The sequence below is a fragment of the Brenneria roseae subsp. roseae genome (assembly GCF_003115845.1).
In the GTDB taxonomy this organism is placed as follows: domain Bacteria; phylum Pseudomonadota; class Gammaproteobacteria; order Enterobacterales; family Enterobacteriaceae; genus Brenneria; species Brenneria roseae.
Map to the genome: position 1 here is coordinate 68,063 of NZ_KZ819023.1, position 25,297 is coordinate 93,359.

Annotated in this window: 24 protein-coding genes, 1 tRNA gene and 2 pseudogenes; 12 read left to right on the top strand and 15 right to left on the bottom strand. The window is 47.8% G+C overall.

Annotated elements, in window-relative coordinates; genetic code table 11:
• Window positions 1-8: 8 nt before the first annotated feature.
• A complete protein-coding gene (locus tag DDT52_RS02595; protein WP_136154982.1) occupies window positions 9-2,048 on the bottom strand; it encodes a choline transporter in 2,040 nt (679 codons plus the stop codon).
• 429 nt (window positions 2,049-2,477) lie between these two features.
• On the opposite strand from DDT52_RS02595, the gene betI reads away from it, so the two are divergent.
• Genes betI through betA form a run of 3 tightly spaced genes read left to right on the top strand, consistent with a single transcriptional unit; the run spans window position 2,478 to window position 6,263 of the window.
• Window positions 2,478-3,065 carry a transcriptional regulator BetI gene (gene betI / locus DDT52_RS02600; protein ID WP_136154983.1) on the top strand — a complete coding sequence of 196 codons (588 nt, stop codon included), beginning with the start codon at window positions 2,478-2,480 and terminating at the stop codon, window positions 3,063-3,065.
• Window positions 3,066-3,100: 35 nt separating this feature from the next.
• Window positions 3,101-4,576, top strand: coding sequence for a betaine-aldehyde dehydrogenase (gene betB / locus DDT52_RS02605; protein ID WP_136154984.1), 1,476 nt, complete (start codon window positions 3,101-3,103; stop codon window positions 4,574-4,576).
• A gap of 19 nt (window positions 4,577-4,595) precedes the next feature.
• Window positions 4,596-6,263, top strand: coding sequence for a choline dehydrogenase (gene betA / locus DDT52_RS02610; RefSeq protein WP_136154985.1), 1,668 nt, complete (start codon window positions 4,596-4,598; stop codon window positions 6,261-6,263).
• A gap of 73 nt (window positions 6,264-6,336) precedes the next feature.
• Here the strand turns inward: betA and fabA are convergent, their stop codons facing one another.
• Window positions 6,337-6,855 (bottom strand): bifunctional 3-hydroxydecanoyl-ACP dehydratase/trans-2-decenoyl-ACP isomerase, encoded by a 519-nt coding sequence (gene fabA / locus DDT52_RS02615; RefSeq protein ID WP_109053247.1) that lies wholly within the window; start codon window positions 6,853-6,855, stop codon window positions 6,337-6,339.
• A 91-nt stretch (window positions 6,856-6,946) separates the two neighbouring features.
• Window positions 6,947-8,674 (bottom strand): AAA family ATPase, encoded by a 1,728-nt coding sequence (locus DDT52_RS02620; RefSeq protein ID WP_136154986.1) that lies wholly within the window; start codon window positions 8,672-8,674, stop codon window positions 6,947-6,949.
• 209 nt (window positions 8,675-8,883) lie between these two features.
• Here DDT52_RS02620 and matP point away from each other — a divergent pair, with 209 nt between their 5' ends.
• Window positions 8,884-9,342: a macrodomain Ter protein MatP gene (matP, locus tag DDT52_RS02625; RefSeq protein WP_109053245.1), complete on the top strand. Its 459-nt coding sequence runs from the start codon at window positions 8,884-8,886 to the stop codon at window positions 9,340-9,342.
• A 104-nt stretch (window positions 9,343-9,446) separates the two neighbouring features.
• Here matP and ompA read toward each other — a convergent pair whose 3' ends face one another.
• Window positions 9,447-10,526: a porin OmpA gene (gene ompA, locus DDT52_RS02630; RefSeq protein ID WP_136154987.1), complete on the bottom strand. Its 1,080-nt coding sequence runs from the start codon at window positions 10,524-10,526 to the stop codon at window positions 9,447-9,449.
• Window positions 10,527-10,890: 364 nt separating this feature from the next.
• Window positions 10,891-11,397, bottom strand: coding sequence for an SOS-induced cell division inhibitor SulA (gene sulA, locus DDT52_RS02635; protein ID WP_136154988.1), 507 nt, complete (start codon window positions 11,395-11,397; stop codon window positions 10,891-10,893).
• Window positions 11,398-11,618: 221 nt separating this feature from the next.
• Between sulA and DDT52_RS02640 the strand changes: the two genes are divergently transcribed.
• Window positions 11,619-12,245 carry a TfoX/Sxy family DNA transformation protein gene (locus DDT52_RS02640; RefSeq protein WP_136154989.1) on the top strand — a complete coding sequence of 209 codons (627 nt, stop codon included), beginning with the start codon at window positions 11,619-11,621 and terminating at the stop codon, window positions 12,243-12,245.
• Between the two features lie 27 nt (window positions 12,246-12,272).
• On the opposite strand, the gene yccS is transcribed toward DDT52_RS02640, so the two are convergent.
• Window positions 12,273-14,408: a YccS family putative transporter gene (gene yccS, locus DDT52_RS02645; protein WP_136154990.1), complete on the bottom strand. Its 2,136-nt coding sequence runs from the start codon at window positions 14,406-14,408 to the stop codon at window positions 12,273-12,275.
• A gap of 20 nt (window positions 14,409-14,428) precedes the next feature.
• The gene (locus tag DDT52_RS02650) at window positions 14,429-14,875 is read right to left on the bottom strand and encodes a YccF domain-containing protein (protein WP_136154991.1); all 447 of its coding nucleotides are present in this window, start codon (window positions 14,873-14,875) and stop codon (window positions 14,429-14,431) included.
• A 167-nt stretch (window positions 14,876-15,042) separates the two neighbouring features.
• Here DDT52_RS02650 and helD point away from each other — a divergent pair, with 167 nt between their 5' ends.
• The gene (gene helD, locus DDT52_RS02655) at window positions 15,043-17,100 is read left to right on the top strand and encodes a DNA helicase IV (RefSeq protein WP_136154992.1); all 2,058 of its coding nucleotides are present in this window, start codon (window positions 15,043-15,045) and stop codon (window positions 17,098-17,100) included.
• A 56-nt stretch (window positions 17,101-17,156) separates the two neighbouring features.
• Here helD and DDT52_RS02660 read toward each other — a convergent pair whose 3' ends face one another.
• Complete coding sequence (locus DDT52_RS02660; RefSeq protein WP_136154993.1) at window positions 17,157-17,615, bottom strand: methylglyoxal synthase; 459 nt, start codon at window positions 17,613-17,615, stop codon at window positions 17,157-17,159.
• A 214-nt stretch (window positions 17,616-17,829) separates the two neighbouring features.
• Here DDT52_RS02660 and DDT52_RS02665 point away from each other — a divergent pair, with 214 nt between their 5' ends.
• Window positions 17,830-18,243: a CoA-binding protein gene (locus DDT52_RS02665; protein ID WP_136155264.1), complete on the top strand. Its 414-nt coding sequence runs from the start codon at window positions 17,830-17,832 to the stop codon at window positions 18,241-18,243.
• Window positions 18,244-18,332: 89 nt separating this feature from the next.
• Here the strand turns inward: DDT52_RS02665 and hspQ are convergent, their stop codons facing one another.
• Window positions 18,333-18,641: a heat shock protein HspQ gene (gene hspQ, locus DDT52_RS02670; RefSeq protein WP_136154994.1), complete on the bottom strand. Its 309-nt coding sequence runs from the start codon at window positions 18,639-18,641 to the stop codon at window positions 18,333-18,335.
• Window positions 18,642-18,854: 213 nt separating this feature from the next.
• Here hspQ and yccX point away from each other — a divergent pair, with 213 nt between their 5' ends.
• Window positions 18,855-19,133: an acylphosphatase gene (yccX, locus tag DDT52_RS02675; RefSeq protein ID WP_109053236.1), complete on the top strand. Its 279-nt coding sequence runs from the start codon at window positions 18,855-18,857 to the stop codon at window positions 19,131-19,133.
• 3 nt (window positions 19,134-19,136) lie between these two features.
• On the opposite strand, the gene tusE is transcribed toward yccX, so the two are convergent.
• Together tusE and yccA are read right to left on the bottom strand one after the other, a co-directional pair.
• Window positions 19,137-19,466, bottom strand: coding sequence for a sulfurtransferase TusE (gene tusE, locus DDT52_RS02680; RefSeq protein WP_168709727.1), 330 nt, complete (start codon window positions 19,464-19,466; stop codon window positions 19,137-19,139).
• Window positions 19,467-19,594: 128 nt separating this feature from the next.
• Window positions 19,595-20,254, bottom strand: a complete 660-nt coding sequence (gene yccA / locus DDT52_RS02685; RefSeq protein ID WP_136154996.1) for an FtsH protease modulator YccA — start codon at window positions 20,252-20,254, stop codon at window positions 19,595-19,597.
• Between the two features lie 225 nt (window positions 20,255-20,479).
• On the opposite strand from yccA, the gene DDT52_RS02690 reads away from it, so the two are divergent.
• A tRNA-Ser gene (locus DDT52_RS02690) sits at window positions 20,480-20,567 on the top strand.
• 342 nt (window positions 20,568-20,909) lie between these two features.
• Window positions 20,910-21,335, top strand: a complete 426-nt coding sequence (locus DDT52_RS02695; RefSeq protein WP_210732663.1) for a hypothetical protein — start codon at window positions 20,910-20,912, stop codon at window positions 21,333-21,335.
• 29 nt (window positions 21,336-21,364) lie between these two features.
• Here the strand turns inward: DDT52_RS02695 and DDT52_RS02700 are convergent.
• Window positions 21,365-22,059 (bottom strand): IS1 family transposase gene (locus tag DDT52_RS02700; RefSeq protein WP_136154997.1). Its coding sequence is split into 2 segments (ribosomal slippage): window positions 21,365-21,813 and window positions 21,813-22,059, totalling 696 coding nucleotides; the frame shifts between segments, so codons are not numbered across the junction.
• Between the two features lie 63 nt (window positions 22,060-22,122).
• On the opposite strand from DDT52_RS02700, the pseudogene DDT52_RS21110 reads away from it, so the two are divergent.
• A pseudogene (locus DDT52_RS21110) lies at window positions 22,123-22,260 on the top strand (type VI secretion system tube protein Hcp); the annotation flags it as partial.
• 525 nt (window positions 22,261-22,785) lie between these two features.
• Here DDT52_RS21110 and DDT52_RS02710 read toward each other — a convergent pair.
• A complete protein-coding gene (locus tag DDT52_RS02710; protein WP_136154998.1) occupies window positions 22,786-23,343 on the bottom strand; it encodes a hypothetical protein in 558 nt (185 codons plus the stop codon).
• 314 nt (window positions 23,344-23,657) lie between these two features.
• Window positions 23,658-23,911 (bottom strand): annotated as a pseudogene (locus tag DDT52_RS02715) (helix-turn-helix domain-containing protein); the annotation flags it as partial.
• 367 nt (window positions 23,912-24,278) lie between these two features.
• On the opposite strand from DDT52_RS02715, the gene DDT52_RS02720 reads away from it, so the two are divergent.
• Complete coding sequence (locus DDT52_RS02720; RefSeq protein ID WP_136154999.1) at window positions 24,279-24,428, top strand: YHYH domain-containing protein; 150 nt, start codon at window positions 24,279-24,281, stop codon at window positions 24,426-24,428.
• A gap of 273 nt (window positions 24,429-24,701) precedes the next feature.
• Here DDT52_RS02720 and DDT52_RS02725 read toward each other — a convergent pair whose 3' ends face one another.
• Window positions 24,702-24,911, bottom strand: a complete 210-nt coding sequence (locus DDT52_RS02725; RefSeq protein WP_136155000.1) for a hypothetical protein — start codon at window positions 24,909-24,911, stop codon at window positions 24,702-24,704.
• Window positions 24,912-25,297: the final 386 nt, after the last annotated feature.

Here is a 25,297-nt window from a genome sequence, read left to right on the forward strand (position 1 = left end):
AAGAGGCGCTATGCATCCGGAAAAGTCAGCGTGTTGCCGGGTGATTCGCGATTTAAATGCAGGAAGTTCAGGTGGCGCTCGTACTGATCCAGAATATCATTGATGACCTGTTCTTTGCTGTAGTCCATCAAATCATTTCCCTGGCTTCCTTCCAGCAAGAAGGTTTCAAGGCGATAGTAATGTGATTTTCCCGAACGGGCCCGATAGGTAAACGCCGGGATGCTATAGCGTTGAGGCCAGATTTGATACAGAAAGTTCTGCTCATCTCCCAAATTGACCAGAAGCTCAAAATGATTCAGACGTTCGTCTTCCACGGGAGGAAGTTCGTTAACCTGTACGTTGGCGCCGCGTAACGTTAATTCACGAGCAACATCCTGCATGGCTGGCGCACAGACGTTATCCAGCATTTTCTGGGTATAGGTTGTACCGGGAAAATTCATCACGCGTGAAATTCTCTGTTTCCAGTTCAGACGATCGTTGCCCGATATGGGCATTGGTGCGGAGGATTGCAGAGAACTCGCTTTGCGATAATCTTCAACCCGTAGCGATTTATACAAACCAGCCATGATGAAGAACATAACGAAGCTAAAGGGTAATCCCATAATCACGGTCGTGTTCTGTAAAGCGGATACGCCATTGGTCATCAGCATGCCCAGCGTCAGCAGGCCGATGGCTACTGACCAGAAAATACGCAGCCAGTTCGGGGCATCGTTATTAATATCACCCAGACGGGATGTAAAGTTGCCCAGAACCAGGGAACCTGAATCTGCTGACGTGACATAAAACAATAAGCCAGTGATGGTTGCGACGGAGGCACTCAGGCTAAAGCCGGGATACTGCGCCAGCAGGCTGTAAAAACCGCGTTCAGGGTATTGCATCACCTCGTTGGCAAAATCGAGATTGCCGTGGATGACCTGATATAGCGCGCTGTTACCAAAAATGGATAGCCACAGTAAGGTAAAAACAAAGGGGATGATCAGTGTGCCGACGACGAACTGCCGGATGGTTCGGCCACGTGAAATTCGTGCCAGAAACAGTCCGACAAAAGGGGCCCAGGCAACCCACCATGCCCAGAAGAACAGCGTCCAGCTATTCATCCATTCTGTTGGGCGATCAAACGCAAAGCTATTCAGCGTCATACCGGTGAAGCGGTTGATGTAGTCACCCACATTCAATACCAGCGCATTTAGCAAGAACTCGGTATCCCCCCAGAACAGCAGGAAGAGTATTAACCCCAGCGCAAGCAGCACATTTAATTCCGATAAAAACCGGATGCCGCGATTAACCCCGGAGGTAACCGATATCGTTGCCATAATGACTGAAAGCAGGATCAACGAAGCCTGAACGGTCAGATTTTCCGGGATCTGAAATAGTACCTTCAAACCATAATTGAGCTGTACTACGCCAATGCCGAGTGTGGTGGCGATACCGAAGATCGTTCCGAGCACGGCAGCAATATCCACGCTGTGGCCAATCGGGCCATTAATTCGCTTGCCGAAAATGGGATAGAGCGCAGACCGGATCGTCAGCGGCAAACTATAGCGATAGCTGAAGTAACCCAACGCGATACCCATCAGGGCATACATTGACCACCCTGTCAGGCCGTAGTGAAACAGCGTCCATACCATCGCCTGACGTGCCGCCTCCAGCGTTTGTCCCTCGCCTTCAGGCGGCATCATGTACTGGGTAATGGGTTCGGCGACGGAAAAGAACATCAGATCAATACCGATCCCCGCAGCAAACAACATCGCAGCCCAACTTAACAGGCTGAACTCGGGCTTGGATTGTTCCGGCCCGAGTTTGATAGAGCCAAAACGGGATGAGGCAATAAAAATGACAAAGACGATATAGAGCGTTGCAGCCAGTAGATAGTACCAACCGAAGGTCGTGGAAACCCAGTTCAGCGTTCGGGTAATCCATATATTGGCGATGTCGTTGAACAAAATGGTCAGTAATGAAAAGGTGAGAATCAGAGCTGCTGAAGTATAAAACACGACAGGATTAAGACGGTCCTGTGCAGGCTTGGTCGTGATATCTGGTGCTGGCATGGTTATCCCCTGCGTTGCGCTTTCGGACACTCTGGTCAATTTCGTATGCGAAGCGCGCTTAGCGCATATCAAGAAAGCCTGCGCAGGACATCCGCTGAGTACGCTTGCAGTGAAAATGACGACAGAATAAAAACATAAATGTCTACTTTATATTGGATTTATCCTCTGTAATTCAAAGACTTTAAGCCATAAAGCATACAAATATTTAACGTTTTGACAATAAAATATATTCATTTTTGATTGAACGTTCAATTAAAAATAAGTTTAATAGTTGAAGTTGGATCATCAGAAAATCGCCGGGAACGATTTTTGACGTCACAAAGTGACGGCCCGCCGAGTAACGGGCAAGGATAGCTCGCCCGTCATTAAAAACCGTCTCTGACTGTGATTTATGACACAAAAATCCAATATTTAGAGAGGAGTCATGTCGTGCCCAAAATTGGAATGCAACCAATCAGACGGCAGCAACTTATTGAGGCAACGCTGGCGACGATCAATGAAGTGGGAATGCATGATGCGTCGATAGCGCAGATTGCTCGTCGGGCAGGGGTGTCGAACGGCATCATCAGTCATTACTTCCGTGACAAGAATGGCTTGCTTGAAGCGACCATGCGCTATCTGATTCGCCACCTGGGGCTGGCGGTCAAGCTGAGAATGCAGGCGCTGGAGCAGAACACGCCTCGCGAACGGTTACGGGCCATTGCCGCCGGTAATTTTGATGACAGCCAAACCAACAGTGCGGCGATGAAAACCTGGCTGGCTTTCTGGGCATGCAGTATGCATTCCCCCATGCTTTATCGTTTGCAACAGGTCAACAGTCGTCGGCTCTATTCTAATTTGTGTGCCGAATTTGGTCGTTGTATGGCGCGTGATAAGGCGCGCATGGCGGCCAAGGGGACGGCTGGATTGATTGATGGTCTTTGGTTACGCAGCGCACTTGGCGGAGAGGCGTTCAATCGTGAGGAAGCGTTGCACATTACCTATCAATTTATTGAACAGCAACTGGCGGACGTTTGAACCTGAACGCTAGCAGTAATCAGGCAGGAGTATGTATGTCATCACGTTATGGTTTACAGAGGCTTTATATCAATGGTGCTTATGTCGACAGCACCGGTAACGATACTTTCGACGCGATTAACCCGGCAAATGGCGAAATCATCGCCCGGATTCAGGCTGCAACACAAGCTGATGTGGATAACGCGGTCGCTGCGGCCATCGCAGGACAAAAAATCTGGGCGGCAATGACGGCGATGGAACGTTCACGCATTTTAAGGCGCGCCGTTGATATTTTGCGGGAACGTAATGATGAACTGGCGCTGATTGAAACCCATGATACGGGCAAACCGCTGTCAGAAACTCGTCAGGTTGATATTGTGACCGGAGCGGATGTGCTGGAGTATTACGCCGGTTTGATCCCGATGCTGGAAGGTCAGCAAATTCCACTACGTGAAAGTGCATTTATTTATACCCGACGCGAGCCGTTAGGTGTGATTGCGGGCATTGGCGCATGGAATTACCCCATCCAGATTGCACTGTGGAAATCGGCTCCCGCGCTTGCGGCGGGCAATGCCATGATATTCAAACCCAGCGAGGTCACATCGCTGACGGCGTTAAAACTGGCGGAAATATACACGCAGGCAGGGGTGCCGGATGGGGTTTTCAATGTGTTGACGGGGCCGGGGAAATCCGTCGGTCAGGCGCTGACAACGCATCCGGGCATTGCCAAAGTATCCTTTACTGGCGGTGTCGCCAGCGGGAAAAAAGTCATGGCTGATGCGGCAGGGTCCACATTAAAAGACGTGACGATGGAGCTGGGGGGAAAATCGCCCCTGATTATTTTTGATGACGCCGATCTGGATAAAGCGGCCGATATCGCCATGATGGCGAATTTTTTCAGCTCGGGCCAGGTATGTACCAATGGCACCCGGGTATTTATTCCCGCCACCTTAAAAGCCGGGTTTGAACAAAAAATCCTCGAGCGCGTACAGCGTATTCGCGTTGGTGATCCGACCGATGCGGCGGTAAATTTTGGGCCGCTGGTCAGCGTCGCACATATGGAGTCCGTTCTGCGTTATATCGAAGCCGGTAAGCGTGAAGGTGCGAAACTGCTGGCGGGAGGACGGCGCCTGACCGATTCGCCTTATGCGCCTGGGGCCTATGTCGCACCGACGGTCTTTACCGATTGTCATGACGACATGTTGATTGTTCAGGAGGAAATCTTCGGTCCGGTCATGAGTATTCTGAGCTATGACAGCGAAGACGAGGTGATTCATCGGGCCAATGCATCCGAATATGGTTTGGCGGCGGGGGTGGTTACCCGCGATCTGAATCGCGCTCATCGAGTCATCCATCGGCTGCAAGCCGGTATCTGCTGGATTAATACGTGGGGTGAGTCGCCGGCTGAAATGCCCGTGGGCGGCTACAAGCATTCTGGTGTCGGACGTGAAAACGGCGTCACTACGTTGGAACACTATACGCAAATCAAATCAGTACAGGTTGAGCTGGGTGAGTTCAACTCGGTATTTTAAACGCCGCAGGGGAGAGCCTATGGAGTATGACTACATCATTATCGGGGCGGGATCTGCGGGTAACGTACTGGCAACCCGGTTAACCGAAGATCGCGATGTCACCGTGTTGTTACTTGAAGCGGGGGGACCTGATTATCGGTTGGATTTTCGCACACAGATGCCGGCAGCACTGGCCTACCCGTTACAGGGACGTCGCTATAACTGGGCCTATGAAACCGATCCGGAACCTCATATGAACAATCGTCGTATGGAGTGCGGTCGCGGGAAAGGATTGGGCGGGTCGTCGCTGATTAACGGTATGTGTTATATCCGGGGAAATGCAATGGATTTCGATAACTGGGCGACAATGCCCGGTTTGGAGGACTGGAGCTATCTGGATTGCCTGCCTTATTTCCGTAAAGCGGAAACCCGGGATATTGGTCCCAACGATTATCATGGTGGCGACGGGCCGGTTTGTGTCACCACGCCAAAAGCGGGTAACAACGAACTGTTTCACGCGATGGTGGAAGCGGGTGTGCAGGCGGGTTACCCTAAAACTGACGATCTCAATGGTTACCAGCAGGAAGGGTTCGGCCCGATGGATCGTACTGTAACGCCTGAAGGGCGTCGCGCCAGTACCGCCAGAGGCTATCTCGATCAGGCGCGTGAGCGTCAGAATTTGACCATCGTGACACACGCGCTAACCGATATCATTATCTTTGACGGCAAACGTGCTGTTGGGGTGAATTACTTTAAAGGTAAGGGTAGCGATCTTCAAACTGCGAGAGCACGCCGTGAAATTCTGTTGTGCGCCGGGGCTATTGCATCGCCACAGATTCTGCAACGATCGGGGGTTGGGCCAGCGGACTGGCTTAAACATCTCGATATCCCCGTGGTGCATGATTTACCCGGCGTTGGCGAAAATTTGCAGGATCATCTGGAGATGTATCTGCAATATTCCTGTAAAGAGCCGGTGTCGCTTTATCCTGCGCTTCAGTGGTTTAATCAACCGCGGATAGGCGCTGAGTGGTTGTTCAAGGGAACGGGGATTGGCGCCAGCAACCAGTTCGAAGCCGGTGGTTTTATCCGCAGTAGCGAAGAATTCTCCTGGCCGAACATTCAGTATCATTTTCTGCCGGTCGCCATTAATTACAACGGCAGCAATGCAGTGAGGGAACATGGTTTTCAGGCGCATGTTGGATCGATGCGTTCTCCGAGTCGTGGCCGCGTTCGCGTGAAATCAAGGGATGCAAATGAGCATCCGAGTATTTTATTCAATTACATGTCGACCGAACAGGACTGGCGTGAGTTCCGGGATGCGATTCGGATTACACGTGAAATTATGTCGCAACCCGCACTGGATAAATACCGTGGACGTGAAATCAGCCCGGGAGCGGATGTTCGGACGGATGAAGAGCTTGATGCGTTCATTCGTGCTCATGCCGAAACCGCATTCCATCCATCCTGTTCGTGCAAAATGGGTGAAGATGAGATGGCGGTGGTGGATGGGCAGGGGCGCGTCCATGGAATGGAAGCGTTGCGGGTTGTCGATGCGTCTATTATGCCGCAAATCATCACCGGCAATTTGAATGCAACTACGATCATGATAGCGGAAAAAATCGCCGACCGTATCCGCGGCCGTCAGCCGTTACCCCGTAGTCAGGCCTCTTATTATGTTGCGGGAGAAGCGCCGGCAAAGCGCATTTAATATTTGAAGATTCTTCAGGGCGGAATACATGAGGCAACGGGCGAAACATCAGCGGTTTCGCCCGTTATCGCGATTAGAAGGCGCTTGTATCTTTGAATAACCCAACTTTAAGTTCATTCGCGGTATAGATTAATTGATCGTCTACCAAAACTTCTCCGTCAGCAATACCCATCACTAAACGGCGATTGATAACGCGTTTGAAGTGAATACGGTAGGTTACTTTTTTCGCGGTCGGCAATACCTGCCCGGTGAACTTCACTTCACCTACCCCCAGCGCGCGGCCTTTACCTTCGCCGCCCAGCCAGCCTAAATAGAAGCCGACCAACTGCCACATGGCATCCAGACCCAGGCAACCCGGCATGACGGGGTCGCCGATAAAATGGCAGCCAAAGAACCACAGATCAGGGGTGATATCCAGCTCAGCTTCCACATACCCTTTACCATGATGGCCGCCGTCTTCAGTCATTTTTACGACTCGATCCATCATCAGCATGTTGGGAGCCGGTAACTGTGGTCCCTGTGGGCCGAACAGTTCGCCGCGGCTGGAGGCAAGAAGGTCTTCTTTTGTATAGGATTCGCGTTTATCTACCATGTTCTCTGTAAGCCTTATTTTAGTGAAGCACGCAGGTTAGCGTACAGCTGTACGCTGGGCAAGTCTGTTACGTCTGGTTAAACCAGTTCGATTAACGGAAAAACCAAGGGAAACGACGCCGTTCCTGCGGGGTTAATTGGCTGATTCGCTCCCGAATGGCTGCCAGTAAACTTGGCTGATGTTCATCGTCGTATGCGATATTCGTCAGTAAGGATATGGCCTCTGGCGCCGTTTCGACCGGGAAAAGGTGGAACTGTCCGTCGCGAACGGCGGCGACCACATCTTCCTGCAAACATAAATGGCGCAGGTTCGTCGCCGGCAGTATCACACCTTGCTGGCCTGTCAATCCACGGCGTTGGCAAACTTCAAAGAAACCTTCGATTTTCTCGTTTATCCCGCCGATGGGCTGAACATGACCAAACTGATCGACCGAACCGGTTACGGCAATCTGTTGATTGATCGGGTGCATGGAGAGCGCGCTGACAAAGGCGCTAAGTTCCGCCAATGAGGCGCTGTCGCCATCGACCTCACCGTAAGATTGCTCGAAAACCATGGATGCCGAGAAAGGAAGCGGCTGATCAAGTTCAAGCTCAGAGATTAGGAATGCCTGCATAACCATCATGCCTTTGGCATGTAGATTACCGCCAAGCTCAGCTTTGCGCTCAACGTCGGTAAATTCGCCGTCGCCAGGATGAACGACACAGCTAATACGCGTTGGCTCACCAAACGTAATCGGATAACCGGGATATTCTAGCACCGAAAGGCCATTGACCTGCCCGATAACATACCCTTCGGTTTCGATCCGTATCTGGCCAAGTTCGATATCATCCTGCATACGTTCATAGAGATAGCCTTCGCGCCAGCGGCGGGTGGCTATCGCGTCAATCAGCGTCTGAGCACTGATTTGCCGATCCTGGGCGTAGAGTGCGACATATTTTAGCTGATGAGTCAGCCATAGCGGGCATAATGGCAGGCAGCCCTGGTCGCCGCTGTTGCGTATCGACAGGTTGACGAATTCAGGCCATGCATCGGCAGCCAGCAGCGGCAACTGGTTTTCCAGACACAGTGCGTTGATGTAGGCACACCAACGTTCCATATCATCGGTATCGATAAGCTGTAACTGTGCTTCAAACTCGCCATAGACTGATAAGCTGCCTAATTCCGGTTCCATGTCGTGAATATCCCCTAAGCTTTCTCGATCGCCCAGGATAATCAAACGAACATTCAACGGCATCGGAGGGATATCGACAGGCAGCGGTTTTCGCTCATCCGGTGATTGCCAGCGGTATAATCCTTCCGTGATTGTTTGCTTCAGACGTAACCACATCAACGGTTGGGCCAGTAATGTTCTGGCGGACAGTATGAGCGTGCCGCCATTAACCTGATGAATCAATCCCGGGTGGAGCGTAAGCTCATCCTGAAAATACCGAACGCACCCAAATAACTGCTCTGGCTCAATCCATTCCTGATAACAGCAAGCGTGCCGTGCGGCGAAGTTGTCATCGACATGTGTCGCAGGTTCAATACGAACCTGACGGCCTTCTACCACATATCGACTGCCGTACAATGTGTCGATTTCTGGCCTGACGGCATTCACTGCTTTGGCTATCAGAGCCATATACTCGCTATTCTCCTGCGCTTTCAACAACATGAAACGCGAAGGGGCGCGAGGATGGCAAAAGAGCATCAAACTATCAGCCAGACGGGGTTGAATAGCAGAGAATTCAGCCGGTTCAAGCTGTGCTGCCTGCGTGAATAATGTTTGATAAGGCGTATGGTTAGGCAGTAAATGCTGCCATGCAAGTCGGTTACTGGTCAAAGTATCAAATGTAGTCGTCTGAAGGAAAAGCGTGATTATACAAGAATAATGCGGGCTGCACAGAAGGAGAGTCGTCCTATAAAAAATGAGTTTCTTGAATATGCTTGAGTTGTACAAAAAACAGGCTTAAAAATGTGCTGAAGAAGGTCAAATTTGTCAAAAAACTGTTATGCTAAGTAAAACGTTACACGGTCACTGAAGAATTTAATATGAAATATCAACAATTAGAAAATCTTGAGTGCGGGTGGAAATGGAAGTATCTGGTGAAAAAACACCGTGAAGGCGAGAATATCACCCGTTTCCTTGAACAAAGCGCGGCTGAGGAAGCAGTAAGCCTGCTGCTGAAAATGGAAAACCAGCCGGTGAAGGTGTTGGCGTGGATTGAACAATGTATGAATCCTGCATTGGAAAATCGCATGAAGCAAACGATCCGTGCGAGGCGCAAACGCCATTTCAATGCCGAGCATCAGCACACGCGGAAGAAATCGATCGATCTGGAATATCTTGTCTGGCAGCGGTTGGCGGGACTGGCGCACCGGCGTGGAAACACGCTATCGGAAACGATAGTTCAACTGATAGAAGACGCGGAACATAAAGAAAAATATGCCAGTCAGATGTCATCGTTAAAGCAAGGGCTTGAGGCTATGCTGAATAAAGATAACCTGTAATTCGCATCAGTTTTCAACGCCGCATGCGACGGCTCGGCAGGGGACGGGCAGGATAACCAGCCATAAAAAAACCTCGCCGAAGCGAGGTTTTTTTCGTCAATAACTTAAGCCTGAGGCTGAGTTACAACATCTTTGATGCCTCTGACTTCGATCTCTACGCGACGATCCGGTGCCAGGCAGTCGATCAGCGCAGCACGTGGTGTCACGTTGTCACAGGTAGAACCGGTAACCGGGTTGGATTTACCTTCACCGCGAGCAGAGATTTTGTCTGCCGGGATACCTTTGGCGATCAGATAATCAACAACGCTCTGTGCACGTTTTTCAGACAGCGCCTGGTTGTATTGTTCGGAGCCGATACGGTCGGTAAAGCCCAGAACGACAACAGAACCATCTTTCGGATCCAGAGAGCTCAGCTGAGAATACAGTTGATCCAGGGATTGCTGGCCTTCTGCTTTCAGCGTTGATTTGTTGAAGTTGAACAGAACATCAGACTTCAGCGTGAAACGTTTGGTTTCAACAACCGGAGCTGGAGCGGGTGCCGGAGCCGGAGCTGGCGCTACGTAGTCATCCTGACCGAAACGGTAGGAAAGACCGACGCTCATCAGCAGGTTGTCAGGACGAGTACCGACAGTACCTGCATCACCGATGTTGTTAATCCATTGGTAATCTACGCGAGCCGCCCAGTTTTTATCAAAGGCGTATTCAACACCGATAGCTGCCAAAGGAGAAACGCCGGTGTCATCGTTGTTACGATCGGAACTGCCTTGCGCTGCGTGACTGTCAGCACGCCATACGATACCACCCAGACGGGTATAGACGTCCAGATCGTTGTATATCGGATAGCTCAATTTAGCAGCCAGTTGAACGCCCTGAGCTTTGAAGCTCGCGCTATCAGTGGGTGAAGTTGAGGAACCAGCATATTTCAGACGACCCAGCCAATCATAGCCCAGTTCAAAACCCAGGTAAGGATTTGCTTGGTAACCCAGGAAAGCGCCTGCGCCTAATTTGCTTTTGATCGGGTTGTTGTTGATGCCTTCATAGCCGTTTCCGTAGAAACCGGTATCATGAAATTGAGATACACCCAGTTTACCACCAACATACCAGGTGTCATCTTTCGGAGCGGCTTGAGCTACGGTAGCGAAGCCAGCCAGTGCCACTGCAATTGCGATAGCTGTTTTTTTCATTTTGTACGCCTCATTTATCATCCAAATCGGTTATTAACTCGGTAAGCTAACAAACCTTTGGTTAAAATCCTTTAATCGGAGACTTTGCCCTTATTTATGACTTACTGCCAGTCAACTGGCGTTATAAAAGAGCAACTCCAGCGAGCTAAAGTCTACAACGTGATGGGAAAGTTACAAGTATGATGTGATTCGTATCATGAAAAAACGGGCAATTCATTCATACTTGCTAACAAATAGTAGATGATTTTGACAGATAATATGGACTTTTATTGCCCCAGATCCCGTGTGAGAGCCTTTGAAATACGGCCCTGCGGGGAAATGCTGTCTTTTCCCCTGAAAATGACTGAGAAAATTCTTAATTTACTTAATGATACAATGTGGAGTGAATTTTTAGGCTCGGAAAGAGTCTATAGGACCCACAATGAGGGATCTCTGGACGCATGATGAAGCCGTAAGTGTTTCCTGCCTGTGCCGCCTGACGCAATCTGATCCTTTCTTCTTCTGTCAGATCGTTAGCTAACCAGCATAGTACCGCGCTGTAATTTCCCGTCAGCAATGCTTTTTCCATCGCATCTACCGTCAGCATCGGACTAATATGATGCAAGTGAACTATTTTATCTAGCGGTAATCCCGATTGTTGTAACCAGGGACGGCTAAGTTTTTGCTGGGGAGATAGCCACAGCAGCCAGCGAGACTGCGCGCCTAACTGTCGTAAAAGAGGCAGTAACAAATGCGTGACGATTGGTTGGTCGGCGTTATAAACGATTTCACTGATAATTCCCCCACAGGATGCAGATGAATCTGTAGGACGTGAGTTATTGGAAAACGTTGATTGCTGTGCGTTGTAAACGCTGAGTGGCTGAGTACGCATAATGAGTTCTCCCCATAGTGTTACTGTATGCACATACAGTATCTTTTGCGTGGGTGAAAATCAACCTGATTTTTTCAAAGCGCTTCGCATATTCCACATGCAACATTCAACAAGCTCATTTTGTGTTTGAAGCCATATGTACCCTGTGATTAATTACTTGTTCCTGTTATTGATATTCCACTTTAACAGGGACAAGTTATTCAATACTAAGGATTACAGTAATGAAACATTTATGCGAAAAAAGGATTTTGCAATCTAAGCGTTATTTTGCGTCTTTGGGAGACATAACTTCCCGTTCTCAGTTTGGTGGCTACAGCATAGCAGCAAATAAAATAATCTTTGGGGTAGTGTCGGGAGGTGAACTTTACCTGCGGGCCAGTAAAAAAGATGAAGCCTATTTTCACGATCGCAATATGCCGCCTCTTATCTATACCAAGCGTGGAATACCGATTCCGCTGAATTACTATCTGGTTGACGAGTCTCTCTGGGAAAATCATTTGCAACTGTTGCAGTTTGCCAGAATATCGCTGTCAGGCGCCCAGTATGATAAAGCGGCGAAAAGCAGAAGCGGACGTTTAAAGGATTTACCTAATTTGAACCACGATCTTGAACGCCTGCTATGGAAGGTAGGCATCAGGAATATTGATGAACTACAGCAGTGCGGCGCCAAAACAAGCTATCTAAGGCTGCGTGCGGTCAGTGCCAATCTCAGTGTGAATACGCTATTGGCACTGGCAGGGGCAATATGTGGCACACATCAGGCCGCACTCCCGATCGGGATACGCAATGAACTCTTGGAATGGTATGAGCGCAATGCCAAATCCTCTTTCAAAGAGAACAAGCACTGAACAAATAGCATTTGTATGCTGACTATTTTACAACTTAATCATGTCGTTTTTTAATTGAGTAAGTTCAGGTAATAGTTCAATAAGTAACCCGACCTGTTGAAGAACCAATAATTCTTTGCTGTCAGGTTCTGCGGACAGGGATTGAATGCGGCTCACAATGGCATTCAACCCCTGATTTATACGCAGGCTTTCTGTCTCATGATGATGTAATGCGTCATCCACGTAGCAAACGGCATCATCCAGTAATTGCAGCATGTCCGGGGATGTGATTTTTCCCCGATGAGCGCCCAACGTAGAGATATAGCTCAGCAATGTGTGGTTCAGACACATAAAGCGAAAGGCGCTGCCCATTTTGTTTCTGATCGCGTGAGGCTCTGACGACATGTTGGACACAACCGAAGCTAATTCTGCATCACAGTTATGGGCATCACGACGCGCGATACGGTAGGTCAGGCTGTTATCTTTTCCCTGATGGTACTGCACCATAATGGCATTAAGATAACGGCAATTGGCATCCAGCGTTTTATTGATAACCGCAGGCAGCCCGCGGAAACGCCAGTCCGGCCAGATAAAGCTGACCGCCGCCCAGGCAATGGCGCAGCCCAGAAGCGTATCGATGACGCGAGGCGCTGCAACCTCAAATCCTTCACCCAGCAGATTAAAACACAGCAGCACCAGTAGGGTAATAAACATGGTGGCGTGGGCATATTGTACGTTTCGGAAGGCAAAAAACAGTACGCCGCTAACGACAATCAACGTCAGTTGTCCCTCAAGCGAGGGCACAAAGTACAAAATGGGCAAGCCCAGTAAAATACCGGTCAATGTACCGATGATTCTCAACGCCAGCCTGCGCCGCGTCGCATTATAGTTAGGTTGACAAACAAACAGGCTGGTCAGCAGAATCCAGTAACCATGCTGCATGCCGGTTATCTGGATAAATGCATAGCCGCTACAGAGTAAGACCGACATACGGATAGCATGACGAAACAACGCTGACTGTGGCGTCAGATGTCGGCTGATTCTCAGCCGAATGTCGCTCCACCCGGTAATTTTGTCGTCTGCCAACGTGTTCTCAGGGTTATTTTCCTGTTCGATCGTCTGTTCCGATTCAATCGTTGAGAGCTGTGCATCAATCGCCCGTAGATTGTTCAGCAGGTACTGCAATGCTTTTATTTGCGAGGCATCGGTCTGTTGACTTTCCGCGGCTCGCTTAATCGCGGATTCAAGATGCACGAAAGCCCGTTCGATATGGTTATCATGTTGATACTTTTGCTGTAACAAAATGGATTGCGCCAACTGCTGGCAGGCGCGGGCCTGCATTGAAAGCAAGCGTTGGAAGCGAAACAGGACATCGCTGTAGCGAAATTTTTCACGCAGTTGAGGATAGTGCACATGGGATGAACTCGCGCGCTCATGGATATCCTGAGCAACGAAGTAATAATGTAACGTCCGTCGGGTTCCTCTCTGACCCCGGTCTCCACGCAGTCGCGTTAATAATGAAGACTTGGTCTGGTTCAGCGTGGCAACCAGTTGGCTGTTAACCATTGCAACGTCGATGAGTAATCGATCCGCGTCGTCTTCAATATCCGGGTCGAACAAGTTTGCTTTCGCATCCAGATAGCGTGCCAGCTGCTGATAGCACTGCGCCAGATTGTCCTGCAAAGGCCGGATAGGGAAAATCAGATGCCCAAGCAGGGTAAGCAGGTTATACCAGGAAGCGCCGATCAGAAGCATGATGGGTTGCTGATACCAGGTGCTGTAGAGTGAAATCCCCAGCATGGTATAGATCGCAATCAGTAGTGCACCAAAAGCGATGGTGGCATAACGCTGCCCCAACGCCCCGAGCAGAATAAAGCCGCATGTTGATATCGCCAGTCCCAGAGTAAATAACCAGGGGTAGGGGAAGAGCAATTCGATGGAAGCGGAAGCAATAAAAAAGCAGGATAGCGTAATAAACAGATTACGTAGCCGCCCTGTCAGGCGATCGTCAAGATCCGTTAACGCCGCCGCCACAACGCCCAGCGTTAATGGGATAGTGGATGTGGGTTGCTCAAGCCACCAGGGAACGATAGTCGTACCGGTAAGGGCAATGAAAATGCGAATGTAATACAGCCAGTTGCTGTTATAGACATAACGGCGGATGCCAGGCGTAAATGTGAGCAACGGTCTATCCTCTGGCCCGGTTAACGATAGTGACGGCGCGCGTTTTCTTCACGTGCCGCCTGCGCCAGCTCGACAGGTACAACGCGGCGTCCAACGGGCCACAGCGCGATGGCGGCGATTTTAAAATTGGCGATACCCACGGGAATGCCAATGATGGTGATACATTGTGCAATTCCCGTAACGATATGAGACAGACATAGCCACCAGCCAAAGAAAATAAACCAGAATATGTTTAGTAAGGAACCGCCGGCATTCAAAAGATGACTTTTTTCATCGGGGCGCAGTTCATCAACGTGAATGGCCTCATTGCCATAGGGGAACAACGATAATTTGGTAATTTCCCAACATGAGCGGGTCAGCGGTAGCGTAAAGATCAGCAGAATACTCACCCCGGTAGCCAACAGCCAGGATAATGTGGTGAAAAAACCTCCCAGTACGAAATTCAGAATGTTCAATACTGTGCGCATAATCTCTCCTGTATTTCCAGGGTAACCAAACCCTATGATGATAAAAGAATTATCACATCAAGTATCAGAATATCCTAACCTGTTTTTAAGGCTAGAGCGCAAATACCGATAACGGGTAGACTACGACGATGGCGAGCAACATCTCACAATTTTATGGCGCAAATATAATGGAACTTAAATCAACATCTTTAGGTAAACATTTGGCTCAGCATCCTTATAACCGGGTGCGGCTGCTTAATGCCGGCGTCGAGGTGGGTGGCGATAAACATGAATATATTATCCCTTTTAATCAATTGCTTAACATCCACTGTAAGCGAGGATTGGTATGGGGGGAGCTTGAGTTTGAGCTGCCCGCAGATAAAGTGGTGCGACTGCATGGAACCGAATGGCAGGAAACACAGGCATTCTATCGTTATTTACTGAAGTCCTGGCAAGACTGGAGCGGGGAAATGAGCCAGGTAAGCGCCGGTGTTTTGCAGCAGCAGGTGGATGAAATCCAGGCGTTGGAGCAGCAGGATGCCTGGTTCAGCCGAAAGGCGCTCGCGCAATTGCAGGAAGATATTTGCAGCACATTTGCTTCGTTGCCGCTTCCTGTTGTTCGTCTGGATGAATTTGATAATTGCCGCGATAACTACCGGCTCTGCCAGCAATGGCTCGATCGCGGAAGTAAAGAGCGAACAAGATGTAATCAAGCGTGGATGGCGCGCACGCTGGTGGAGCAGCAAGCGTTTTTTCAGTCTGTAGAAACCACGCCGTTGAATCATGCTCAGTGCACGGCGGTCATCAATGGTGAGGATGCCGTGCTGGTGCTTGCCGGCGCGGGGAGTGGCAAAACATCGGTGCTGGTGGCCCGTGCCGCCTGGTTGATGTACCGGGGAGAAGCAACGCCCGATCAAATTCTGCTGTTGGCGTTCGGCCGTAAAGCGGCAGAAGAAATGAATGAGCGCATTCAGTCCCGTTTGCATACGGAAGAGATTCAGGCCAAAACGTTCCATGCGCTGGCGTTGTCTATTATTCAGCAGGCCAGCCGTAAAGCGCCCATCATCAGCGAATTGGAAAGCAACAGCAAAAAACGGCGTGAATTGCTGATAAAAAACTGGCGGCAACAGTGCTCCGAGAAAAAAACTCAGTCGAAGGGCTGGCGTCAATGGTTAACGGAAGAACTGGGGTGGCAACTGCCGGAGGGTGATTTCTGGAACGATCGGGCGTTGGCTGAACGTCTTGCCGGACGTCTGGAACGCTGGCTGGGATTGATGCGGATGCAGGGGGGGAGTCAGGCGGAAATGGTTGAACAGGCTCCAGAGGAGATTCGCGCATTATTTCAACAGCGAATACGGCTGATGGCGCCGTTGTTAAAAGCCTGGAAAAAAGCGCTGAAAGATGAAAATGCTGTCGATTTTCCCGGTTTGATTCATCAGGCTGTCAATCTGTTGGATAAAGGTCGGTTTATCAGCCCGTGGAAACATATTTTAGTTGATGAGTTTCAGGATATCTCCCCCCAGCGGGCCAGGTTGCTTGCGGCATTACGGCGACAGAACAGCAGAACCAATTTATTTGCGGTGGGCGATGACTGGCAGGCGATCTATCGTTTTAGCGGAGCCGAACTATCGCTGACAACGGCGTTTGAGCAAAACTTTGGCGCCAGTGAACAGTGCGCTCTGGATACGACTTATCGCTTCAATGAACGTATTGGTGAAGTGGCTAATCAGTTTATTCAGCAGAATCCTTATCAGCTTAAAAAGCCACTGAATAGCCTTACTAAAGGGGATAAAAAGGCGGTGACCATTCTGCCTTTCGAACAACTGGAGCCGCTGCTGGATAAATTAAGCGGCTTTGCGAAACCTGATGAGCGTATATTGATATTGGCTCGTTATCACCATCTACGGCCGGACATATTGCAGAAAGCGGCGACAAAATGGCCGAATTTGGCTATCGATTTTATGACAGTGCATGCCAGTAAGGGCCAACAGGCTGAGTATGTGATTATTGTTGGCCTGCATGATGGTAAAGATGGTTTTCCCGCGCCTGCGCGTGAATCGATTCTTGAAACGGTATTGCTGCCTGAGCCAGAGGATTTTCCGGATGCCGAAGAGCGTCGTTTACTGTACGTCGCGTTGACCAGAGCCAAACATCGGGTATGGTTGCTACAGGATAGTAAAAATCCGTCGGTATTTATTTCGCAACTTCATCGGTTGGGCGTACCGATACAGCGTAAACCGGGTTAACCCCATAAGCAGAAAGGCCGACGGGGCTTGTCGGCCTTTGCGATAAAATCATCGTATTATTTCAGGCGATCCTGCAAGTAACGCTGATAATCGGGGATGGTGATTTGTACCGACTGTCTAAACAGTTCTGAGTTAATCAGGAAATCGGCCGTTGAACGATTGGTGGCTACCGGGATATTCCAGACGGTGGCCAATCTCAGCAGAGCCTTAACGTCAGGGTCGTGAGGGACGGCATTAAGCGGATCCCAAAAGAAAATCATCATGTCTATTTTCCCTTCGGAGATCAGCGCACCCACTTGCTGGTCACCGCCCATCGGGCCACTCAACATACTTTTTACGGGAAGGCCGGTATTCAACTGAATCAAGTTGCCGGTGGTCCCGGTGGCATAAAGCTTATGCTCGGCAAGCTGTGCTTTGTTGGTGGCAACCCAGTCAAGCAGGGCCTGTTTACAGTGATCGTGTGCAACCAAAGCAATATGTTTGTGTGCGGCAATGGTGCGGGTGGTGAACTCCATGGTTACGTCCTTCAGTCGGTATGCTAAAGCTATCGAGGTAGTGCAAACAGATTACGGAAACACTGTTTCAGTGCAAAGAGATAAAAAAGGAAAAATACGAACGGGCGTCAAAAATCTGACATGAGTGAACGGAAAATCACCACATTGATACATTTTCTTTTGCCGGCGATTGTACGATAACTATAAAACGCGATGTAACAAGAGGCAGACCATGATGAAAGACCGCGAGATAGAAGCTGTACTGAAAACGGTAAAAACCATTGCGCTTGTTGGTGCCAGCGAGAAAACAACTCGCCCAAGCCATGGGGTTATGGCGTACTTGCTTGAGCAGGGTTATAACGTCATACCGGTAAGTCCAAAGTTGGCTGGTCAGGTTTTATTGGGACAGCGGGTTTACGCCAGCCTGGCAGACATTCCGCAGCGTATTGATATGGTCGATATCTTCCGGCAACCGGAGGCGGCGTATGATATTGCACAGGAAGCGATTGCCATTGGCGCTAAGGTGCTGTGGTTGCAGATTGGTGTCGTTAATGAACAGGCGGCTATCCTGGCGAGAGATGCGGGTTTGGATGTGGTGATGGACCGATGCCCTAAAATTGAAATTCCGCGTTTAGGATTAGAAAAATAGTGATAAGCCGTCTACCGGTTTGGTTATCTGAACCGGTAAACGCCGTCGATGGTGGGTTACTTTGGTATCGCCTATCTGCCGCTCGCAACTCAGTGGCGAAGTTGCGGGGCTCTGCGCTGAATCACTTCCGCCAATTCGTCTAACGAAGGGTGTTCATTCTGGTTGGTTTCTTCCTGCATCAACTGAGCCTCTGCCAGATACGTATGAATGGGCTGCCCTTCATCGTCCTCCATCACCACGTGATACCAGGGGGCGGTACGCAGTGCATCGTGAGCATCAATTTCCTCCCACGTCGGAGACTCCAACGAATATTCAGGATCAATATCAATAACGACGCCTGGATACCCCAGAAGTTTATGACGAATCTGTTGTCCGATACCAAATTTACAGATAATCATATAGCCTCCTGAGAAAATAATGACACTCTCTAAATGGGGGCCTCAGGCTTTTTTTCAAGTAGGCGGCATAGTGCTACTGTGGTTTTTTATAAAGCGCAGACCGATTGAACACTATACTTACAGTATGGTGTAAATCTGGAGAAAATACAGACTGGCGAATAAAATGTCTCTTATCGGGGTCGAGAGAAATGATAACGAAAGAGGAACGCGACGATGGCAACGATATCAATTGCAGCCTATGTTTATGGCGCAGTTCAGGGCGTAGGTTTTCGTTACAGTACGCAACGCCGCGCTGTTGAACTCGGCCTTAGCGGCTATGTTCGCAATAATGATGATGGGAGTGTGGAAGTTGTCGTTTGTGGTAGCCAGTGGGAGGTCGAGCAACTGGTTGACTGGCTGAAGAAAGGGGGGCCGCGCAGCGCCAGTGTGGAAAAAGTATTGATCGAACCACGCGGTACAACAGATTATAACGGTTTCAAAATTCGCTATTAGCGGTTAGATACATTTGACTGGTTTTGGCAAACCCGCAATTTTTGTTGCTTGTTTCGCCGGACCTTTGGGGAACAGGCGGTACAGATAACGACTATTGCCTTTTTCTTCACCGTATTTTTGCGCCATCGCTTTTACCAGCATACGAATTGCTGGCGAGGTGTTGAATTCCAGATAGAACGTCCGAACGAAGCGAATCACTTCCCAATGTGCGTCAGTGAGCTGGATACTCTCCTGTTCAGCCAGCAGCAATGCCAGAGCTTCACTCCAGTCAGTGCTGTCCATCAGGTATCCCTGGGCGTCGGTTTTGATGATTCGACCTTCAAACTCCAAAATGTTTCCCCGGATGTAATACGATTGTGCCGAAGTTTAGCAAAGTTTGCTGAGGCTAAGAACCTTTGCCATAGGCAAAAAAAAGCCCCAACCGCTGTGGAGCTTTTTTGAATTCGCAAGATTAAGATGAATTAATCGTTACGCATAATGCCCAGAATGCTCAATAGGCTGACGAAAATGTTGTAGATCGCAACATACAGGCTAACGGTCGCGCGAATGTAGTTGGTTTCGCCGCCGTGAATGATATTGCTGGTCTCCCAGAGGATCGCTCCCGCAGAGAACAGGATGAACAAGGCGCTGATTGCCAGGTGCAGGGCAGGGATCTGCAGGAACAGATTGGCAATGACCGCGACAATCAGCACAACAAAACCTGCCATCAACATTCCGGACAGGAAAGACATGTCTTTGCGCGTTGTTAAGACATAGGCTGAACAGCAGAAGAAGACCAATGCTGTACCGCCCAGTGCCAGCATCACGATGTCACCTGCGCCAGATGAGATCAGTGAACTTAAGATAGGGCCAAGCGTATATCCCATAAAACCAGTCAGCGCAAACGTGGCCAGAATACCTGCCGGACTATTTGCCAACTTATAGGTCAGGAACATCAAGCCATAAAAGCCAACCAGCATTAACAATAAGCCGGGCGCCGGCAGATTAAGTACCGTACTTGCGGTTGCTGTGACGGCGGAGAATCCCAGCGTCAGCGACAGCAAAAAATAGGTATTACGCAACACCTTATGTGTGCTGAGTAATGAGCTTTCACGTGTAGAAGAAACAATAATACGATCCATATTAGCGACTCTCTCTTTCAGGGTGCCATTATCCAATCTCAAAGAGTAAATAGTTACTGAATGTTATTAAAGGTGGTTTACCCTTCTTTACGCTGTAAATCGCTATATTTATGAGCATTATGGCGATTTTACGGGCATTTAAACCTCAGTAGATTATTTTTCAGCCGATTGAACGTAATGATGCTTTACAAGGCTCAGCACTCTGTTTATAGTGCGCGTCATTGCGGAGGAGTGGCCGAGTGGTTGAAGGCACCGGTCTTGAAAACCGGCGACGCGAAAGCGTTCTAGAGTTCGAATCTCTACTCCTCCGCCACTCATTCAATAAAATCAATGACTTACAAGTGGTTTTTGGTTTTGTCCTGCATAAAGTGCAGCATAAAAGTCCCGTAGAAAGGGGCTTTTTTTGTTTCTAGCCCACCTGTTTTTTCATCTTTTTTCCCCTGATTGCTCATTTTCCCCCTTCATCTGCGTATCTTCAAAAATTGATCTTTAGCTGTTGCTAAGTGTTGAAATCGGTAGTAAATCCATTAAAAGATTTCAGCGAACGACAAGAAGGGACGCGAGTGAAAGCAAGCGAAGTCATAAAAGCAGCAAAGCAATGGTTTAGGTTGAGCAACTATGATGTTTTGCAGGAGATCACGGTACGACTTGAGCTATGAAATCAGTCGTCGTGCATCACTACTCCGGCATGATTTTGGCCGTGAGCACCCAAGTCATGAACGTTATCTGGAAGAAGAAGCCAAGATTTTGGCAGGCCATCCTTCTTTTGGCGAGTTCAACCGAAAAAATCCCGCCGACTACCAAAAAGAAAAATCCTCTGGTTGATGCAAGACTGCATGTCAGGCATATGACCGTCAATGACATTAGCCGCTATGAGGCACGGTTAAGGGATCTCAATTTGCTTCAACGCACGGATTCTTCACCTGATGCGCCGTCAGCACCCGTGTCAAAAGAAGAGGGCGCCCGCAGGCTGACCGACATTGACACCTTTGATTCCGGCCACCCGCTCCTCAAAGAAATTATCGAACTGGCAATAAGAGTCCAAAAAAATGTCGAAAATGATGAGGGGACATCTGCGTAGATTTCTTCTTTCTTGGGTGATGCATCCAATTAGTAGAACATGTATTTTTCAATGAAAGCGCCGATGGCTTTTTCATGCAATTCAATCGAGCGTGAGAAGCAAATTGTTTTACGTGCCAAACGCTTAATACGTGTCCTCAATGTCAGGTTGTTACGCTCAATACGCTGAGTGAATATTTTCCCGGTTAGATGCTTATCCTTCGGCACTTCTCTGGCATAACTGCCCCAGTCATCGCCGGTTACCAGTCCGATGTTAAACGGCGTAAGGAGTGCCAATAACTTACGGCAAGTTTCATCAGTACGGGGGCCAAAAGTATAGGCCAGTACACCACCGGTCTTAGTGTTGTATGCGTACCAGAGCCAGTGCTGGCGTGCTTTACTACCGACAAAACCCCATTGCTCATCGAGTTCGCAGATAAGTGTTACGTCAGCATGAGCGACCGGTGAGGACGTTATTCGCTTTGGCGCGAGTTTTTTAACGTGCGAATGACAGTGTTTATGCCAATGTTGAGCGTCCTTGCGGTATCGCGAACTCCCGCGCCGTTGAAAGCCATTTCGGAGATCTGCTCTTTAACGCCGGGCTTGCGGGCTTCGTAGGTATAAGTGAGTAGAAACACGCGGTGGCAGTCACGGCAGCGGAATCTGTCACGACCTTTAGGGTTCTGACCATGGCGATAAACCTGAGCAGACTGACAACGGGGACAATGAACAGTAACGCTGGCCATGAGAAAACCTTAAAAACGAGTATTATATATCACAATCAACTAATTGGATGCATTACCATCTCCTGTAATTACCCACACTCAATAAATAACAATGAAATGATGCCATATGAAAAAGTTTTATTAAAATATAATTCTATATCATGGGAGCATAAAGTAGCAGGAACATCAGGCTATAGTATCTGGAATGACAGTATTTTGTGATTTAATTAATAAAAATATAGCCACAGATAATCACTTTATTGGTGGCTATAGTTTATCTAATAAATATTCACTAAACCAAAATAAAAAGATGAAGCATAATGCAGATACTGGGAATAAAAACCTGCCGACAGTAAATGGCTAAAAATGTAAAAAATTATAATTACCTTAGTTTGTCCACTAAGTGGTGGCTTAACCAAAATGACAATATGAATCCAATGCCAGCAAATGGCAAAACAATACTCTCTGGCATATATCCACATAAGTAAATGATAATAATTGAGAAGATACCAGTTAAAATAATGGCCAGAATATCAAAAAAAACAGACTTTACGTTTTTTAACATAATGATTACCAATCATAAAAAATATCAGCCAATACGTTGATAAAATCGTCAGCATTAGTATGGTCGTTCGATCTAGTTACCACGATAAGGGGATTGATTTTTTTTGCTATAATGAAATATAGCATCTCAGTACCCTGAGAATAGAGCATGTTATATATTATTTTATCATCGTGTCTTAACTTTCATGCAGCACGAGATGCCTTTTCTTCGTAACCATATATTTGAAATGCTGTAATAATACCTTGAGCTAATTTGTTAGCTATACGTTTTACTTCTGGATCGTTAGATATTCTTGATGCAATGAGTTTTGATAACGCCTCGATTAAAGCAATTTTTGTCGCTTGTTTAACCACTTGATCTGTTATGGCATTAGAGAATTTATATCCAATATCCTTAAATCTTTCTGATAATTCTTTTTGTTCCTTTTCAGGCATTTTGGAGAACAAATAATCTATAATTGCTTTCACCATGTCATAAATAGTAGAGGGTTTCCTGACCAAGGAAGATAAACAGTATAGCATCCTTTTATCTTCATCAATTATCAAAGATCTGTATTCAGCCATTGCTTTTGCGTAGTTAGGATTCAAATGTGCGATTGAATATGGTGATATCCACACTGACATTCTCGCTGCACCTGTGCCAATATCTTCTGCTGTTTCCTGAATGATACCACTTGTTCTTTTGATAAAAGCATCATAGTATCTGGAGAGCACTCGATTAGATGATTCTATATATTCCATTTCAATGATTCTCCATGTGAAAATAATTTCACTTATTGATAAATTACCTATTGTTAGCTATAGGAACATAACATATACCTTATATTTTTAAAAGCATATAAATAGTAAATAATCAAAGCTAACAGAAAAAATAATTTGCACGATAATTATTACCTTGCATTCATTCTAGATTTCAACTGTCCTCATAGACAGATAGCTTTGTTAAATAAATATAAATATCTTCGTGAAACGAAGATATCACCAGGAATTTGTTCCAAATTGGCGAGACGGCATTCATAAACTGATTTACCTGTTCCAGTAACTGCCACATATACCGGCCATTGTGGAGCACATCCGGGCCTGAGGCTTTTTAGTCCTTCAACGCTATGTAAAGTAAACCAATTTATCCATCTTCCTACGGATGAACGAGCGGCACAAAGCATTTTGGCAACATCGGTGACGGTCATTCCCTGTGATGAAGCATCAGCATGGCAATGAGTCGTCTGGCATGATTTTTATCACGGGTTTGCTGGGCTTCTTTTCGCATCAGGCGTCGTTCTTCATCGGGGATAAATGCTATGATCGGCATAACTCAGTCCGGTTGGTGATTTTGTCTTTTTGGCGATTGATCAGATCGCTTAACTCGGACTGAGTTCCATTCAAGTGATCTACTATTCTGAGAAGCTATTTAGTGGATTTGTCGGGAGTTTCAATATTAGCAGTGGCTTTAATCGTACCGCATCTTAACGTCTGAGCAGAAACGGGAACGGACTGATCGCCTGATGGCTAAGAGGAACAAACTGATTCAGCAGATAGTGGAGAGGGTGAATCCGTACTTTAATTAACCAGCCCCTGAAAGAATAAAAACATGACCTGCATTAAATAATCCCGGGCCTGATGTGTGTCATTTTGGGTGTGCGCGTTAGGGCGTGATGGGTTAATCCAAGGACTTCAGAATGAAAAAATTGATTGCCGCTATTGTTACTTCTGGTTTTCTGGCTATGACAGCAAGCAGTGCTTTCGCTCACTCTGGTGGAACAGACGCCAACGGGTGCCATACAAATCACAAAACGGGGGAATACCACTGCCATAACAAAAAGCGGTAAAACTTTGGAATATGCAATTTCACTTCGACCAGTTTCCGATACACACAATCAGAGTCAGCAACAGTAAAAATCCGGTAATGCCAAGATGATGCCGGTATTGCTATCCAGCTCCACTCGGCATTTACCGGTTATCAGAAACGCAGCGATGGTAAAAGGAACTGAAAACACCGGGTGAGATCATCACTGCGGCGTAGAAAGAACCGACCCGCTCTGCCTCCATCGTCCCCGCTGCCGGCAGTCAATGAATGCCGGCAGCAGGGATAAATGTAGAAATCATTTTTCAGATGGTTGGCAAATGCTTTTGGTTTTCAAGACGAAGTTACCATTTTCAAATTTTATCTTTGCACCACGGGCGCACCATGTGCTTGCAAGCTGAAAAAAGTCATCACTGCTAATATCGAAATCCAGTTCAACTTTCTGGTATCGTCCGGAATTGAGTAGTTGTTGAGCTTCTTGCATATCTATAGCTTTTACGGTTTTCATTTGAGCGCCTTACTTGATAGCATGATTGCCTGTTGTCATAAAAGTTAAACAATTCAACTAATTATTTGATACTTTTTATCACGGAAACCATGGGATAGAAACCTATATGTAACCGCACTGCTCTGCGTATGCCATTACTATGCTCAGGATGCTCCCAGCCATATATAAATATTATAGCCTGCAAGGCCGATTTTTACGGATATACGAGAATATCGATAGGGCGATTTTTGATGCTTGCGTCAAAGATATTTTGATAACACGATGTGCAGTTCAACGTTCATAACCAGGGATATCGGCCTCTTTTAGCGACGTGATGCGTTTATGTACGATCGGATCTGCCTGCGAATGTTACAACTATGTTGAAATATCAGAAGGGGACATTGACG

Bases quoted from the DNA above. Each gene is read 5' to 3' on its own strand.
- yccX (WP_109053236.1), top strand. From the start codon at position 18,855: ATGGCAACGATATCAATTGCAGCCTATGTTTATGGCGCAGTTCAGGGC.
- DDT52_RS02725 (WP_136155000.1), bottom strand. From the start codon at position 24,911: ATGAAAACCGTAAAAGCTATAGATATGCAAGAAGCTCAACAACTACTC.
- DDT52_RS02720 (WP_136154999.1), top strand. From the start codon at position 24,279: ATGAAAAAATTGATTGCCGCTATTGTTACTTCTGGTTTTCTGGCTATG.
- helD (WP_136154992.1), top strand. From the start codon at position 15,043: ATGGAACTTAAATCAACATCTTTAGGTAAACATTTGGCTCAGCATCCT.
- hspQ (WP_136154994.1), bottom strand. From the start codon at position 18,641: ATGATTATCTGTAAATTTGGTATCGGACAACAGATTCGTCATAAACTT.
- yccA (WP_136154996.1), bottom strand. From the start codon at position 20,254: ATGGATCGTATTATTGTTTCTTCTACACGTGAAAGCTCATTACTCAGC.
- sulA (WP_136154988.1), bottom strand. From the start codon at position 11,397: ATGCGTACTCAGCCACTCAGCGTTTACAACGCACAGCAATCAACGTTT.
- DDT52_RS02650 (WP_136154991.1), bottom strand. From the start codon at position 14,875: ATGCGCACAGTATTGAACATTCTGAATTTCGTACTGGGAGGTTTTTTC.
- DDT52_RS02665 (WP_136155264.1), top strand. From the start codon at position 17,830: ATGAAAGACCGCGAGATAGAAGCTGTACTGAAAACGGTAAAAACCATT.
- DDT52_RS02695 (WP_210732663.1), top strand. From the start codon at position 20,910: ATGAAATCAGTCGTCGTGCATCACTACTCCGGCATGATTTTGGCCGTG.
- DDT52_RS02640 (WP_136154989.1), top strand. From the start codon at position 11,619: ATGAAACATTTATGCGAAAAAAGGATTTTGCAATCTAAGCGTTATTTT.
- DDT52_RS02660 (WP_136154993.1), bottom strand. From the start codon at position 17,615: ATGGAGTTCACCACCCGCACCATTGCCGCACACAAACATATTGCTTTG.
- fabA (WP_109053247.1), bottom strand. From the start codon at position 6,855: ATGGTAGATAAACGCGAATCCTATACAAAAGAAGACCTTCTTGCCTCC.
- betB (WP_136154984.1), top strand. From the start codon at position 3,101: ATGTCATCACGTTATGGTTTACAGAGGCTTTATATCAATGGTGCTTAT.
- DDT52_RS02710 (WP_136154998.1), bottom strand. From the start codon at position 23,343: ATGGAATATATAGAATCATCTAATCGAGTGCTCTCCAGATACTATGAT.
- betA (WP_136154985.1), top strand. From the start codon at position 4,596: ATGGAGTATGACTACATCATTATCGGGGCGGGATCTGCGGGTAACGTA.
- matP (WP_109053245.1), top strand. From the start codon at position 8,884: ATGAAATATCAACAATTAGAAAATCTTGAGTGCGGGTGGAAATGGAAG.
- ompA (WP_136154987.1), bottom strand. From the start codon at position 10,526: ATGAAAAAAACAGCTATCGCAATTGCAGTGGCACTGGCTGGCTTCGCT.
- DDT52_RS02595 (WP_136154982.1), bottom strand. From the start codon at position 2,048: ATGCCAGCACCAGATATCACGACCAAGCCTGCACAGGACCGTCTTAAT.